Genomic DNA, 14,541 nt, shown 5'->3' on the forward strand with positions numbered 1-14,541 from the left:
GGAAGTGTCGGCCAATAAAAAAAAGTCTAAGGAATCCTTAGACTTTTTCAAATGATCCAGTATGTGAGAACGGAGAGCAAAATGGATGTCACAATCAATAAGAGCATTGGCTTTAAAGCCCGGTGTCTAACATCATGTAAACTTACACTGAGACCGAGACCAACCATGGCCATCGTCAAAATGAAAGAAGTTAGTGTGGATATGGCATTCATGGCTTCTGAAGGCATCGTAAAAACGGATCCATTCACAAAGCTTCCGAATAGGCTCATCAGGATAAAACCAACAAGGAACCATGGGAAAACAATGGATGAACGGCTTTCTTCTGTTCCTTTCTTTTTCATAAACCAAATCAAAAGCAGACTGAACGGTACAAGAAGAAAGACACGACTGAGCTTGGCGACAAGCGCCATTCCTAGACCTTCATCTCCAGCCGGTTCTCCGGCAAGGGCAACGTTCGCTACTTCGTGTAAACTGATTCCCGCCCACATGCCGTAAGCTTCTGCATCTACCGGGAGAAGGGGGCGGATGAGGGTGTATACAATGGCGAATAACGTACCGACTACGGATATGACACCTGCGCTGATGGCTGTGTCCTCTTCTTTGGCTTTCAAAATGGGAGTGACCGCAGCAATAGCTGATGCACCGCATATACCTGTTCCGATTCCGAGCAGTGCCATCATCGAGCGGTCGGCATTAAAGAGTTTTGCTAAAAAGAGCATAAGGCCGATCGCAAACACGATGACAACCGTTCCTTTTAATAAAAGAGGAAAGCCCTCTTGAAGGATAACATTGATATTTAATTTTAATCCGAACAAAATAATCGCAAGTCGCAATAATTTTTTTGCTGAAAAATGGATTCCTGTGCGAATGCTTTCTGGATAACCAAAAAAATGGCGGTACAAAACAGCAAGGAGAATGGCTGTCGCAAGAGGACCGACTTGATTCAACAGAGGAAGCATTGCGAGTAGAAATCCTACAGCTGCAACGATGGCTGTAAATCCGATTCCTTTTAGAAGAGGTTGATAAGAAGTGTGATTCATTGATGTACCTCCTTTGTTTCCTTCATCTATCATACGCTCCGGCTAGTTATTCGTAAAATAAAACTTTATAATGTTAATCATAGAAAAAACTGATGATTGGAGCGGTTCTGTTGGATATAGAAGCATTGAAAACCTACATCACAGCCATTGACGAAAAAAGTTTCACGAAAGCATCTGCCCTTTTGAATTTGTCGCAGCCTACGGTTAGTGCGCATATCAAAAATCTGGAACGTTTTTTTCAAACATCGCTGATTGATCGTTCACCGAAACATTTTGAAGTGACGCCTACAGGGGAGATGGTTTACCGGAGGGCGAGACAGGTGCTCGGGTTGCTGGACAAAGCCAAGAATGAAGTGAAGCAATTCCACGAGCAGGTGGGCGGGAATATCCATATTGGTGCGAGTTACACAGTGGGAGAATATATCATTCCTTCGATTTTAAAAGCTTTTGATGACATGTATCCAGCGTTCGAATTGCAGGTGCGAATTGCTAATTCTAAACGAATCAACAGGGAAGTGCAGCAGCATGAGCTTGATTTAGGACTTGTGGAAGGAAAAGTGACGGAGCAGGGGTTGAGTTCCATTCCATTCGTGGAAGATGAAATGGTCGTGATTGTTCCTGAAAGCCATCCTTTAAGAAAGTGTAAAGAGGTGTCTTTTCAAGATCTACAGGACCACACGTGGATCACCCGTGAAGGGGGATCGGGGACAAGAGCTATGCTTGATTATATGTTGGAATCATCGAACATCCGACCGAAAAAGACGATTACGATTGGAAGCAACCATGGAGTCGTCCAAGGAGTGAAGGAAGGTCTGGGCCTTTCTTTTATTTCAAAAACAGTCGTGGAACACACGGATGCTGCTGAGTTGATCATGAACCTTCCATATATTCACTCGACAACGCGATCCTTTTCCATCGTCACCCCTTCCAATGAAGAAGAAATCACAGAAGATGCTCAAGTTTTCATTCAGCACGTCATGGATTTATATGAATTGTCATAAAACATTACATTCATTTGGACGGGGCTTTGTTATGATAGAAGGGAGAGGGAAGTTTGGTTTGGTCCATCGAACGATTACAGAACGAAGATCTTAGTCATGTGGTTAGGATGGTTAAAACATCGATCTTAAACATTTCTCCCCGGTTTTACACCCAAGAGCAGTTGATAGCTTGGGCGGAAGTGGTTAAAAATCATCCCCATTTTCATGAACGTTTTCTTAATGCCTACGCACTTGTCGCAAAGGACACTTCCAACAACATTATAGGTTTTGCCAGCCTTGTTGGTCCTCACATCGATTTTTTGTATGTAGCCTCAGAAAGGCAGGGGGAGGGTGTGGCCACTCAAATGCTCTACCTTTTAGAGGAACAGGCAATGAAAGAAGGTGTGAAGGTGCTTACGACCGAAGCGAGTGCCGTCGCGAGACCGTTTTTTCAAAAGCGAGAATATGCCATTAAGAAGGAACAGGTGAAATGGATTCGAGGAATATCGATAAAAAATGTGCAAATGTTCAAAAAGGTGCATAAGTAGTAGGAACTACGGGTATCGTCTTTTATAGAAAAAGTTGAAACGTTTGTACAGTCCCGTTCGTAATGAAGATGGATGTGTTTCTGTGCCAAATCTTATTTCAAATACTGAGGTGAAAAAATGAAGAGACTAGACCAGATTGTCGACTATTTGAAGACGCTGGGAGTTGAAGTCGAGAAGGTATACCGCGCACCGAAGGAAGAGACGAGATAAGCAGAGCTGAATAACACCACTCGAGGTATGCTCCTACATAGAGAAGCATACCTTTTTGCTGGGCGTTTTTAAGCCGGTTTCGTTATCTGTTTGAATATCGGCTGTTTGGATTGGATATGTGCCCAAAAGACCCCGCCTGTCACCGGAATGAGCAGGCAGAGGAAAACGGCAGGGGCTCCATGGGAAGAGGCAAGAACACCGAAGATGGGGCCGGCCACCACGACTGACGTTTGATTGCAAAGCATGCGCAAGCTGGACATGCGGCCATGAAAACGGGAATCTGTTGCCATTTGCTGTACAGACTGCAAAAGTGCACGCACAAATGATGTACCCATGCCGATGAAAAGAAAGCCGAGAAAAGCCATAGGAACGAGGGTAGTAAAACTGACGATTGCAAGCCCTGCAGCGATCAGCAGGAGCGACCATATCCCGATGCGGTTCTGACACTTTGCCCACCACCATGTTCCAATAAGTCCAGCAATTATGCCGCCGATGGAGAACGTGCTGTCGAGCATTCCGTAGACGAGCGCAGACTGCTTTAAATGTGAACTCGTATAGACGCTTAAAAATCCTAGAGTCGTGTGGAAGGTGAGCTGTCCGAGCATAAGCATGATGAACAATCCATAAAGTATCCGGTTTTGATGTACATAAACGAATCCTTCTTTCATCTCATCCCAAAAGGAGGAAGAGTCACTGCGATTTTTCCATTCGACCGGCGTGTAACGAATCATCTGGGTCGTTACTGTAGCACCCAAATATAAAAGGATGACAACAGACAACGAGGTTTCAACGGCTGCAAGTCCGGCCAACACCCCGCCGACAGCCGCTCCTGTTAAACTTCCTGCAACAGTAGAGGAGCCTGACCAGGAAAAGATTCGAGGAAGGGAGTCTTTTGGAAATACTTCAGCCACAAGAGCTTGTAATGACGGGCGGAATAATGATCCAGCCGTTTGCATGATCATATGGGCGGTAATCATCAACCATGGATGTTCGACCCCTCCCCAAAATGCTCCTGTTAACAAAACCAAACAGATGGTGCTTATAACACCCGCCAGGACCGCAAGTTTTTTTCGGTTGCTGCGATCGACCAGAACTCCGAAGATGACATTTGAAAAAAGTCCGGGAATGAATCCGAAGCTTACGAACAACCCTGTGTACAAAGCATCATCCGTCCATTGATATAAAAACCACGTAATAAGGACGAAGTACATCGCGCGACCACTTTCATATAAAAAATAACCACTCATCAGTTTTCTTGTATTTGCTCTGTCCATGTTCTCCCTCCTCTATCTACATTTATCGTACTCTTTTTTTAGTGATTTGGATAATATTGTATTATAATAAAAAGTGATAAGGAATCTTTATGGGGGGCTGTCGATGAAGGTCAATGATTATCATCTTTTACTCGATTTAAATCAATTTAGAACCATCCGAAAAACGGCAAAATCTATTTTAATCTCCCAACCTGCGATTACACACCGTTTGAAATACATAGAAGAACACCTGGGCGGGCAAATCTTCCTCCGTACACCGAAAGGATTGCTTCCAACGCCTTTCGGGGAAGTTGTCCTTGCTCATGCCAAGCATGTGCTCTATCAAGAGGATGTGTTGAAAGAAAAATTGGCACAAGTGGAAGGAAAAGTAGCCGGTACGCTTTCACTCGGAGCTTCTTCCTTATACAGCCAACATTTTCTTCCTGATGTCTTACAATCTTTCACACAAGCATTCCCTGAAGTGACGATCGATCTTGTCACAGGAGTAAGTGAAGAAATACGACAATCTGCCTCCTCCTTTCATATTGCCATTGTAAGAGGGGGACCAATCGAAGACTACGAATCCTTCCATCTATTGAGTGATCCTCTTTTTCTCTTAGATACCGTACCTATGGGAAAAGGGGAGCGGCCTCTAATTGAATTCAAAAGTGATCCAGGTTTTCAGAAGCTCATTGAAACTTGGATGGCAAGGGATCCTGGCGTGTTGGTCAAACGTTCAATCAAGGTTGATCATTTTGAAACAGCCAAACAAATGATGAAGCGTGGGCTCGGAATGACGGTCCTTCCTGAAAGCATCATCAAAGAAGAAAAGGACGCCTACAGTTGTTTGCCATTAGAGACGGAGGGGCAAGCGATCGTCAGGGAAACTTGGGCATGTGTGAAGCCGGGAGGTAGAGCATTGCCCCAGGTTGAAGCGTTCCTTGAACACATTCGAAACGGGGTGAGTGAATGAATAAGAGAGAAAAGCAATTGGTCGAGGTAATCGATGAGTGGACCCCTTATGTCCGTCCGCTTTTCGACGCTTCCCCCTCGTCTGGCAACGAGTATTGGATCGGTGCTGGTGTGATCACTCAAAGCGTATGGAACAATCAATTTGGTTATTCCGCAGACTATGGCATTAGGGATGCAGATATCCTTTATTTTGACGCTTCCGGGACGCTTGAGGAAGAAAAGAATCTCGAAAAACAATGGAATGATGACTGCATGGACCTGCCTTTTTCAATTGATGTAACGAACGAGGCCCTTGTTCATCTGTGGTATGAGAAAAAGTTCAATCAGACGATCAAGCCGTACACATCTGTCCAAGATGCCATTAATACGTGGCCGACGACCGCTTCCTCTGTCGGGGTCAAACGAAAGCAAAATGGTGAGTATGAAGTTTATGCTCCTTTCGGTTTAGAAGATCTTTTTCTAGGAATCATCCGTCCGAATAAACGTTTAATACCAGAAGAAGTTTATTGGAATAAGGCTGAGAGATGGAAAAAGCGCTGGCCGGAGCTTACGGTTCTATCATGGTAAAAGGGTGGCACTTGCACGATGGGTAGAATTCATTTTATTATTAAAGTAATTCGTTCCAATCTTGAAGGGGATGTTCTACCGTGTCGGAAGAGCTCATGTTTGCTAGATTAGAAGAGATTCAACAAAATGAATTTATAAAAGCGGCCATTGATCATGTCGGTGCTGGAGTGGTTATAACGGATCCAGAGCAAGAGGATAACCCGATGATTTATTGCAACCAGGGGTTTTTGGATCTGACTGGTTATGAACGATGGGAGATTCTAGGACGTAACTGTCGTTTCCTGCAAGGGGATGAAACAAACCCGAACCATGTGGAGCGGCTTCGTGAAGGTCTTTCCAAACAAACGCCTGTGCAAGTAGAAATAAGAAACTATCGTAAGGACGGTACGATGTTCTGGAATGAACTACATATTTTTCCGGTGTACATCGAGCAGATGGATCAGATGTATTTCGTTGGTGTGCAAAAAGATGTAACAAAGCGTCGGGAACAGGAAGAACTGATTGCGCATTACTTGTCAGAGGTAAAAAGATTATCGACGCCGATTGTGCCCGTACAGGATAACATCTCTGTGCTCCCGCTTGTCGGAACCATTGATGATGAAAGGCTTCAGCAAATGCTTGAAGCGGTCAGCCACCATGTGAAAGAAACGAAAGAGGATTACTTGATCCTGGACATGTCTGCTGTGCACTCTTATAACGAAGCGGTTCATATGGGTATTTATCAGATGAATCAGCTTCTTGATTTAATGGGAACAAAACTCGTTATCACAGGAATCAAACCAACATTTGCCATTCAAAGTGCCCCTTACGCAGACTTTAGTGAACTGTCCCTTCAGACATACGCTACAGTGAAACAAGCCTTGGAAGTATTAAGGGAACAATATTAAAAGAAAAGTAAAAGCAGCGCGGCCAATGATTAAATGGCCGTGCTGCTTTTTTGTTTGAGCAGTGAAAAGGGTCTTCCAATATCTGTATGACCTGGTCAGGTACTAAGCGCTCTTTTCGTGTAATAAGTGAACTTCTTTAGTCGTGCGTTTGGGGAGCATGTGGAAAACGATGTTGAGCACGATGGCTGTTACGCTTCCTGCAACGATGCCGTTACTAGTAAGGATTTGTATGCTTTCGGGCAGTTTGGCAAACAATTCAGGTACAACTGTGACACCTAAACCCATGCCCACAGAACAAGCGACAATCATGGAGTTTTCATGAGATTCGGACATGACACGGCTGAGCATTTTAATGCCTTGGGAGATGACCATTCCGAACATCGCGATCATCGCACCCCCTAACACAGAGGTAGGGATGATGGTCGTAAAGGCAGCAATTTTCGGAATGAAGCCAAGGGCTATCAACATCGCGCCCATAACGAAAATAACGCGGCGGGATTTTACTCCTGTCATATGCATGAGACCGACATTTTGAGAAAAAGCGGTGTAAGGAAAAGCGTTGAACACACCTCCGAATAGAATCGCTATTCCTTCTGCACGATAACCACTGGCTAGATCTTTTTCATTCAATTTCTTCTCTGTCATTTCACTTAATGCGAAGTAAACGCCAGTAGATTCAACGAGAGACACCATGGCCACTAAAATCATTGTCAAAATGGCAGACCAATGAAAGCTCGGTGTCCCAAAGTAGAAAGGCTCAATCATATGGAAGACAGCAGATTCATGGACAGCTGAGAAATCGACCCTCCCAAAGAGAGCAGCCACAAGGGTGCCTCCTAAAATACCGATCAGAATGGCTATGGAGCGCATGAATCCTTTTGTGAAACGATATAGAAGGATGATGAATAAAAGCGTTCCAAAGGAAAGAGCAAGATTGGCAGGTGAACCAAAATCTTCAGCCCCTTGGCCACCACCCATGTTATTAATCGCAACAGGAATTAATGTAATTCCGATAATCGTTACAACGGTCCCAGTAACGACAGGTGGAAAGAATCGGACAAGTTTCCCGAAGAAGCGGCTGATCAGGATGACGAACAATCCGGAAACGAGAATAGAACCGTAAATCGCCGAAACCCCATACTGACCCCCGATGGCGATCATCGGACCGACAGCGGTAAACGTACAGCCAAGGACGACAGGAAGACCGATACCGAAATAACGGTTGCGGACGACTTGCAAAATGGTAGCCACCCCGCACATTAATATATCAATGGCGACAAGGTAAGTGAGTTGTTCTGAATTCAGCCCAAGGGCTCCACCGACAATCAATGGAACGAGAATCGCTCCTGCATACATCGCCAACAAATGTTGAATGGCTAAAGCAGTTGTTTTCATGAGGATACCTCCTGTGTTTCAAACGTAATCGTACTGCCCTCAAGTGATGAAAGGGTAGCAAGTGATTCTACTTTTATTCCTTGGCGTCGTAAAAGGCGGCCCCCATCTTGAAACCCTTTCTCTATAACGATCGCCACACCGGCGATGGATGCTCCTGATTGTTCTATAAGGTCAATCAGCCCTTTCGCAGCCTGACCATTCGCTAGAAAATCATCAAGGATCAAGACATGATCATCTTCAGTCATGAAGTCTTTCGATATGGAGATTTCATTTGTTTCTTGCTTCGTAAATGAATGCACCTTTGATGTGTAAAGGTGGTCTTTCATGGTCAATGATTTTTTCTTCCTTGCAAAAATTGCAGGAACACCTAGGCTGAGTGCTGTCATTTGAGCGGGTGCGATACCTGAGGACTCTAATGTCAGCACCTTCGTAATCCCCAACTCTTTAAAGCGGCTCGCAAACTCTTCTCCAATTTCTTTCATGAGTACAGGGTCTATTTGATGATTCAAAAAAGCATCGACTTTAATGACGGACGGAGATAAAACTTTCCCCTCTTCTACGATTTTCTTTTTCAACTGATCCATATCCAACACACCTTTCTAGGTTAAGTATTTATGTAAGCTCAATTACTGCTGTTCAATAAAAGCTCCCGTTTGTGGAAAACTCAGTTTCAAGATAATCCGGGGTTCGTTTGCCATATTAGGAGGCAGGGGTGGTTGGGAAGCCACTCGCTTTCCTGTGGGGGAGTGGCGAGCTTCCTCGGGCTACCGCCCTGTGGGATCTCGCCTATCTCCTTTCTCCCACGGGAGTCTCGCAGCTTCCCAACCACACCATTCGATGTATGTGAGTAACGCCCCCCCTTTACCAAGTTGGATTGTCTTCCACCCTCCCACTTTAAGAAGTATAAAGCGCTCTACATCAAGCTTTCATGATCGAAATGATCACTGGGGATCGTTTATATTATCCCATTCACTTGAGCAAACAAGCAGAGTTTCTGAGAAGTGGTTTCGAGACACTTACATGGTAAAGAGGCGGAGGGGAATGGGGAGACTCCTGCGGGAAAAAAGTGCTAGGTGAGACCCCGCAGAGCGAAGCTCGAGGAGGCTCACCGCGCTCCCGCGGAAAGCGAGCTATTCCCCGCAGCCCCATTCACTCAATAAACATCTCGAAACTGAGTCTTCCACAAACCTGCCATTTAGTTGAACAATTAGAGCTCAGGGAACGTTAGAAACAAAAAAGCACGAAAAGCTTGTTTCCTCTATGGAAAGCAAGTCTTTTCGTGCTGGACGAAGACAAAAACAATGAAACCGTGGACAGGAAAGTCCCGGTGTCTTGTACTGCTTTTCATAGTCGGTTCATTTGCGGTAAACCGGTAGAAACTTGCAGGCCATATCCCCGCGATTATATGAAAACTTATATTCGAATGATATGGATAGTATATCAGTTTATTGTTCGTAATCAACCCCTTTTTAAGAATTTATCGATCTATATTCGATGTTTTGTTCGTGTTGACAGGGGTGGATGTTTAGGAGATAGTGGATGGGAAGAGAGTTTCTCTTTTCCATAGAAAAAATGATCGCCTTATGGTGGCTTCGTCATAGAAGCTGAAAAGGGAAGTTTGGTGAAATGCCAACGCGGTCCCGCCACTGTAATGGGGAGGTGCATAGATGACCCACTGTTTCATAAATGGGAAGGGCTGTGTGCTGATGAACCTGAGCCAGGAGACCTGCCATAAGGAAGAACATGATTTCCTACGGGAGATAGGAGGATGTTACGTGTATTGGATCTATCAAGAGCTTTTTTCGGTTCCATGAATCAAAGGGAGAATCTTATTTGTATTTCTCCCTTCGCGGGCTAATCATTTTCAAAGAGGAGGAACCCATTCATGGAACCTTTACCTGTCCATTATTCTAGAATGACGCAAACAAGATTAGTGCTGCCACCAGATACGAATCACCTGGACACCATTTTCGGAGGGAAAGTTCTCTCTTATATCGACGAAATTGCAGCACTGACCGCCATGAAGCATTCAAACTGTGTTGTTGTTACTGCTTCGATAGACTCGGTGGATTTTTTATCTTCTGCTAAGGTGGGGGACGCATTGACGTTAGAAGCTTGTGTGACGAGCACAGGGCGGACATCCATGGAAGTCTATGTAAAAGTCTTTGCTGATGACTTACTGCAAGGGCGAAAAGTGATGACGACAGAATCATTTTTAACGATGGTCGCTGTAGATGCTGAAGGGAAACCGACACCGGTACCGCCCATCTCCCCCGAGACAGAGGAAGACAAACGATTGTTTGAAACGGCTCCATCCAGGAGGGAACATCGAAAAAGCAGACCGGCGCTTAGATGACAGATACTTAATGTTTTAAAAACGAGTAATCAAATCCACAGACCCCATACTTTAGATGATGTCTTATAATAGTTGTGTGGACTTCTTCCATTCAAAAAAAAGCAGCCCCTTCTAAAAGAAGCGGGCTGCTTTTATGTTCTTTTTAATGGCAAAGTACAGCATCTGAACGACCCTCCGGATTTGATGATTTCTGAAAGGTCGACAGGAATCACATGAAACCCATATTTCTCTAACTGTGTATTTAGTCGCTCGTTTTGAGGGAGGCTGATCACTTTACGGTTTCCAATGGAAAGAACGTTCGGTCCCATGGTAAACTGTTCCTTCTCGGTGACTTCAATCACCTTGTAACGTGCGGTGATGGCTTCCATGCTGTTTTTTGTAAAAGCAGGAGGATAAAGGATGGCAGTAGAATCATCGATCATGTTGAATACGCAGTCCAAATGAAGGATATCCCCTCTCAAAGGAACAGGTACAACCTGATGATCAGGAAGATGCGATTGGAGCTCACGGATTGCTTGACGGGATGTCCTTTTAGTTTCTCCGACCCACACCGTGGCCCCGTCTAACACAATATCTCCGCCTTCAATCGATGAAGGAAGTTCCTCTTCTACCTCGATGTTATTTCTTCTCGCCCATCTCCGCAGGACATCCGTTTCCTGTTTACGAACCTTTTCACTCATAGAGCCGATAAACAGGTGATGATCAATTGTAAATCCGATATCTCTTGTAAACACCTGTTCATAAAGGTCCGGCTGACTTGGGAGTTGTATGACTTCAATTTGATGATCCTCTAAAATCTTCACGAAATACTCATGTTGCTGAAGAGCTGTTTTGACATTTATGTTTTGGTTTTTGTAATGTTTTTGAGTTTCGTTGATGATATCAGTGATTTTCATATAAGAGGGTTTGGCGACTACGACTTTTTTCAGCGGCGAATATTCGGTGTCACAATGAATACTGTTTTCCGAAGCTATTCCAACCATGATAGATCCTCCTTTTATTCATATCCCTTTTCTTCCCCTGGGGACAGCGAATAAAACAATAAAATATATAATGTAAAGCAACCTTTACGTAAAGTTTGCTTTACATTATACTGGAAGTAATTGGAGGGGTGGTATGAGAAACCGGCTTACGGAATATAGAAAAAAGCATGGTTTGTCACAGGACAAATTAGCAGAAAAATTGCAGGTATCACGGCAGACGATTATTTCGATTGAAAAGAACAGATATTCCCCTTCCTTACCGCTTGCATTTGAAATTGCGCGCGTATTTGGTGTACGAATTGAAGATCTTTTTATTTATGAATTAAAGGAGGGGGAATGAGGATGGATTACACTTCTAACGCTTTTAAAGTCATCGGTGGATTCTTCTTTCTAATAGGAGTTTTCTTAATTGTTGTGGGGACGATGGGCGGGCGAATGGCCGTCTATGATTTGGACCATGGTTTCTTTAGGAGTTTTATCTTTCAGTATGAGCTACTTATACCCTCAGTTTAAACAGAAGGATGAACGCATGAAATGGATCAGGCATAAGGCTGTGTTTTACTCTTTCTTTATTATAATGGGGGTAATGGGGGTCTTCCACCTTATGATTTCGTTGCAAGTGGTCTTGCTCAGCGCTGTTTATTTACTCAGTGTCCTATTAGCATTAAACATTGTGGCGGTATTTTTAACGATGGTCATCTTAGCAAGGCGATACTGAAAAAGGAGTGACTCAATGGACGCTCATGTTTCTTATCAGTGTTGCATTCGTTTATTTGTCTATTAAGAAAGATCGTAAAAGGTGCTCCTTAACAAAAAAAGGAATGGTAAAGCTGATAATTTAATAGCGGCCGTTTCCTAGTTTTTATGGTCTTTGTCTATGTGAACAGATGATCCGTATTTCGACATTTCCCGGGAAATGTCGTGGGAATGATTTGTTAAGCGGGTGTACCGGACAAAAAGTTACATCCGAAAAGACATTTGCTGATACAGAATGAATTTTTGTACATAGGGTATGTTGTAAGGGAGTGAATCAGACAAGCATGGCATTGGCTTCATCCCGAGTTGTCAGGTATGATTTAGTTATAATAAAGAATCGGGAGTGGTTGGTTTGGCAGGTGTATGGAAACGTTGGATAAAAAACGTCCGACAGCAGGAATTGTTTGAAAAGGCGGATCGAATCGCGGAAGAGGCGCGCAAACATATTACAGACACGGATCGTGAAGCATCTTTTTCTTATGAGACGCTGAAAGTCATTAAAGATGAGAAATACCCGTCGATGTCTTTACCAGAATCTGAAGGTGGAGAAGGATTATCTTTATACGAATTCTTACTGATGCAGGAGAAGATTGCAGAAGGTGATGGTGCTGTCGCTTTGTCGATCGGATGGCACATGGGGATCATGATGGAGCTTTCTCAGGAGCAATTGTGGGACAAAAATTCGTATGACCGCCTTGTGAGTGAAGTTGTTTCAGAACAAAAAGTGGTAAACAGAGCGGCGACAGAACCGGCAACCGGAAGTCCGACACGGGGAGGCATACCGGAAACCAAAGCGGTTCGAAGTGGAGATGAATACATTTTGAACGGAAGGAAATCGTTCACTTCCATGGCAGAACATTTAGATTATTACATTGTGTCTGCTTATGTAGAAGACAAGGATACGGTTGGTTGGTTTTTAATTGACCGACATCAGCCAGGGATATCGGTTGATAAAACTTGGGATACGCTTGGAATGAGAGGGACAGCGAGTGATGACCTTGTGATGGACGATGTCGAGCTTCAGGAATCCGATCTTGTAGAACTGAAAAATGGGAGCAAACCTTCGCCAAAGGGATGGCTGCTTCACATTCCTGCCTGTTATTTAGGAATTGCCGTAGCCGCTCGAAACGATGCGATTGCATTTGCAAAAGACTTCCAACCGAATAGTATTGATACTCCGATTTCTGAAGTGGCGCACATTCAAGATAAGATTGGGGAAATGGAGTGGAAACTGCTTCAAGCACATTCTTTCTTATATTCAATTGCGAGAAAATGGGATGAAGAGCCTGAACAACGGGGTCATATGGGAGCAGAACTTGCTGCTGTAAAGCTGGCGGTGACGAACACAGCTAATGAAGTTGTCGATCTAGCCATGAGGATTGCAGGGGGCCGTGGGTTATCCAAAACCTATGCCTTTGAAAAATATTACCGTGATGTACGGGCTGGATTGCATAATCCACCGATGGATGATGCGGTTGTGTCGATGCTTGCTAAGCAAGCTATTGCCGAAGACGATTAAAAAACCAGAGCTTTAGTAGCTCTGGTTTTTATTTATGATTAATCAGCGAGTAAGTCTGCGAACGCTTTTGCATATGGAGGCAGGTCAGGTGGACGACGGGCAGAAACAATGTGTTCATCTTGGACGACCGCTTCGTCGAACCATTCTGCACCAGCATTCATCATGTCATCTTTTATTCCCGGAGTACTTGTGACTTTTCGTCCTTTCAAGATGTTGGCAGAAATAAGCACCCAGCCCGCATGACAAATTTGACCGATCGGTTTGCGTTCGTTGTCCATGTGCTGGACCATTTCAATGACTTTATCATAACGTCGGAGCTTATCGGGAGACCATCCCCCTGGTACAAGAATTCCATCGTAATCAGCTGGATTGATGTCCTCGAATGCATAATCCGCCGTTGCAGGAACTCCATATTTCCCTGGATGTTCTTCGCCTGCTTTTTCACCCACAAGGTGGACGGTAGCTCCTTCCTCTTGGAGGCGAAGCACCGGATACCATAGTTCAAGATCTTCAAAATCTTTACTGACCAATTGGATGACTTTCTTTCCTTCTAATCGCATATACAACCTCCTTGTCCTTTTCACTATCCCCATTTTATCAGATGGTTACACCTCTTTCGAATCTTTGGAAACGACGAGAACCCACCAAATAAGCAAAGGTTGGAAGAGGAGGCGTATCCATAAAGCGGTCTGATTGGTTTCTTCGCTCCAAGGAGCTGGTATGCCATAAATGGCAGCATAAAAATTAGCAGGCCAGACGATGAATAGAAAAGCAGCCGTAGCGAACCCAGCCGCTCTCCGCGTTTGCGGGAAAACAAGCAGAAGGGCAAGGAGCCACTCCGTAATTCCTGTAACATATACGATAATTAATTTAAGCGGTACCCAGGAAGGCAGCATTCGGGCAAATCCATGATCATACATGAAGTGGGTGATTCCTGCATAAAACAGTGCGAGAGCAAATACATAAAGTCCGATTTGGCGTGCAATCTTCATAACAACGTCCATCCTTTCTTTCGTTTATCCATCCTATAAAATAGTTGCGTAAAAGCTCCCGATTGTGGAAGGCTCAGTTTCGA

The 14,541-nt window shown here is 44.2% G+C and carries 16 protein-coding genes and 2 riboswitches; of the genes, 9 read left to right on the forward strand and 7 right to left on the reverse strand.

Annotated features, from left to right (window positions below; all coding sequences use genetic code 11):
- Positions 1 to 47: 47 nt before the first annotated feature.
- Positions 48 to 1,040 carry a YeiH family protein gene (locus ACJA3J_RS01655; protein WP_406945344.1) on the reverse strand — a complete coding sequence of 331 codons (993 nt, stop codon included), beginning with the start codon at positions 1,038 to 1,040 and terminating at the stop codon, positions 48 to 50.
- Positions 1,041 to 1,150: 110 nt separating this feature from the next.
- On the opposite strand from ACJA3J_RS01655, the gene ACJA3J_RS01660 reads away from it, so the two are divergent.
- Together ACJA3J_RS01660 and ACJA3J_RS01665 are read left to right on the forward strand one after the other, a co-directional pair.
- Positions 1,151 to 2,041 (forward strand): LysR substrate-binding domain-containing protein, encoded by an 891-nt coding sequence (locus ACJA3J_RS01660; RefSeq protein ID WP_406945345.1) that lies wholly within the window; start codon positions 1,151 to 1,153, stop codon positions 2,039 to 2,041.
- Between the two features lie 53 nt (positions 2,042 to 2,094).
- Positions 2,095 to 2,568: a GNAT family N-acetyltransferase gene (locus ACJA3J_RS01665; RefSeq protein WP_406945346.1), complete on the forward strand. Its 474-nt coding sequence runs from the start codon at positions 2,095 to 2,097 to the stop codon at positions 2,566 to 2,568.
- A 278-nt stretch (positions 2,569 to 2,846) separates the two neighbouring features.
- Here the strand turns inward: ACJA3J_RS01665 and ACJA3J_RS01670 are convergent, their stop codons facing one another.
- A complete protein-coding gene (locus ACJA3J_RS01670) occupies positions 2,847 to 4,052 on the reverse strand; it encodes an MFS transporter (RefSeq protein ID WP_406945347.1) in 1,206 nt (401 codons plus the stop codon).
- Between the two features lie 103 nt (positions 4,053 to 4,155).
- On the opposite strand from ACJA3J_RS01670, the gene ACJA3J_RS01675 reads away from it, so the two are divergent.
- From ACJA3J_RS01675 to ACJA3J_RS01685, 3 genes are all read left to right on the forward strand, one after another.
- On the forward strand, positions 4,156 to 5,004 hold the full coding sequence (locus ACJA3J_RS01675; RefSeq protein WP_406945348.1) for a LysR family transcriptional regulator: 849 nt from the start codon (positions 4,156 to 4,158) through the stop codon (positions 5,002 to 5,004).
- Positions 5,001 to 5,570, forward strand: a complete 570-nt coding sequence (locus ACJA3J_RS01680) for a nucleotidyltransferase family protein (RefSeq protein ID WP_406945349.1) — start codon at positions 5,001 to 5,003, stop codon at positions 5,568 to 5,570. The genes ACJA3J_RS01675 and ACJA3J_RS01680 overlap by 4 nt, the downstream gene beginning before the upstream one ends.
- Before the next feature lie 80 nt (positions 5,571 to 5,650).
- Positions 5,651 to 6,457, forward strand: coding sequence for a PAS domain-containing protein (locus ACJA3J_RS01685; RefSeq protein ID WP_406945350.1), 807 nt, complete (start codon positions 5,651 to 5,653; stop codon positions 6,455 to 6,457).
- 102 nt (positions 6,458 to 6,559) lie between these two features.
- On the opposite strand, the gene ACJA3J_RS01690 is transcribed toward ACJA3J_RS01685, so the two are convergent.
- Positions 6,560 to 7,852: a nucleobase:cation symporter-2 family protein gene (locus tag ACJA3J_RS01690; RefSeq protein WP_406945351.1), complete on the reverse strand. Its 1,293-nt coding sequence runs from the start codon at positions 7,850 to 7,852 to the stop codon at positions 6,560 to 6,562.
- The gene (locus tag ACJA3J_RS01695) at positions 7,849 to 8,436 is read right to left on the reverse strand and encodes a xanthine phosphoribosyltransferase (protein WP_406945352.1); all 588 of its coding nucleotides are present in this window, start codon (positions 8,434 to 8,436) and stop codon (positions 7,849 to 7,851) included. Before ACJA3J_RS01695 ends, ACJA3J_RS01690 begins: the two co-directional genes overlap by 4 nt.
- Before the next feature lie 743 nt (positions 8,437 to 9,179).
- Positions 9,180 to 9,281: riboswitch (purine riboswitch) on the reverse strand.
- Positions 9,282 to 9,419: 138 nt separating this feature from the next.
- Positions 9,420 to 9,601, forward strand: a riboswitch (cobalamin riboswitch).
- A gap of 136 nt (positions 9,602 to 9,737) precedes the next feature.
- Between ACJA3J_RS01695 and ACJA3J_RS01700 the strand changes: the two genes are divergently transcribed.
- Positions 9,738 to 10,208, forward strand: coding sequence for an acyl-CoA thioesterase (locus ACJA3J_RS01700; protein ID WP_406945353.1), 471 nt, complete (start codon positions 9,738 to 9,740; stop codon positions 10,206 to 10,208).
- Positions 10,209 to 10,339: 131 nt separating this feature from the next.
- Here ACJA3J_RS01700 and ACJA3J_RS01705 read toward each other — a convergent pair whose 3' ends face one another.
- Positions 10,340 to 11,191 carry a dimethylarginine dimethylaminohydrolase family protein gene (locus ACJA3J_RS01705; protein ID WP_406945354.1) on the reverse strand — a complete coding sequence of 284 codons (852 nt, stop codon included), beginning with the start codon at positions 11,189 to 11,191 and terminating at the stop codon, positions 10,340 to 10,342.
- A gap of 133 nt (positions 11,192 to 11,324) precedes the next feature.
- On the opposite strand from ACJA3J_RS01705, the gene ACJA3J_RS01710 reads away from it, so the two are divergent.
- From ACJA3J_RS01710 to ACJA3J_RS01720, 3 genes are all read left to right on the forward strand, one after another.
- Positions 11,325 to 11,531 (forward strand): helix-turn-helix transcriptional regulator, encoded by a 207-nt coding sequence (locus ACJA3J_RS01710; protein WP_406945355.1) that lies wholly within the window; start codon positions 11,325 to 11,327, stop codon positions 11,529 to 11,531.
- Positions 11,532 to 11,533: 2 nt separating this feature from the next.
- Positions 11,534 to 11,704, forward strand: coding sequence for a hypothetical protein (locus tag ACJA3J_RS01715; protein WP_406945356.1), 171 nt, complete (start codon positions 11,534 to 11,536; stop codon positions 11,702 to 11,704).
- A 595-nt stretch (positions 11,705 to 12,299) separates the two neighbouring features.
- Entirely contained in the window at positions 12,300 to 13,466 is a 1,167-nt protein-coding gene (locus tag ACJA3J_RS01720) for an acyl-CoA dehydrogenase family protein (RefSeq protein ID WP_406945357.1), read from the forward strand.
- Positions 13,467 to 13,504: 38 nt separating this feature from the next.
- Here the strand turns inward: ACJA3J_RS01720 and ACJA3J_RS01725 are convergent, their stop codons facing one another.
- The gene (locus ACJA3J_RS01725; protein ID WP_089654830.1) at positions 13,505 to 14,026 is read right to left on the reverse strand and encodes a type 1 glutamine amidotransferase domain-containing protein; all 522 of its coding nucleotides are present in this window, start codon (positions 14,024 to 14,026) and stop codon (positions 13,505 to 13,507) included.
- Positions 14,027 to 14,071: 45 nt separating this feature from the next.
- Positions 14,072 to 14,458: a hypothetical protein gene (locus ACJA3J_RS01730; protein WP_089654831.1), complete on the reverse strand. Its 387-nt coding sequence runs from the start codon at positions 14,456 to 14,458 to the stop codon at positions 14,072 to 14,074.
- Positions 14,459 to 14,541 lie beyond the last annotated feature (83 nt).

The organism is Halobacillus sp. SY10, assembly GCF_045401165.1.
Taxonomy (GTDB): Bacteria; Bacillota; Bacilli; order Bacillales; family Halobacillaceae; genus Halobacillus; species Halobacillus aidingensis.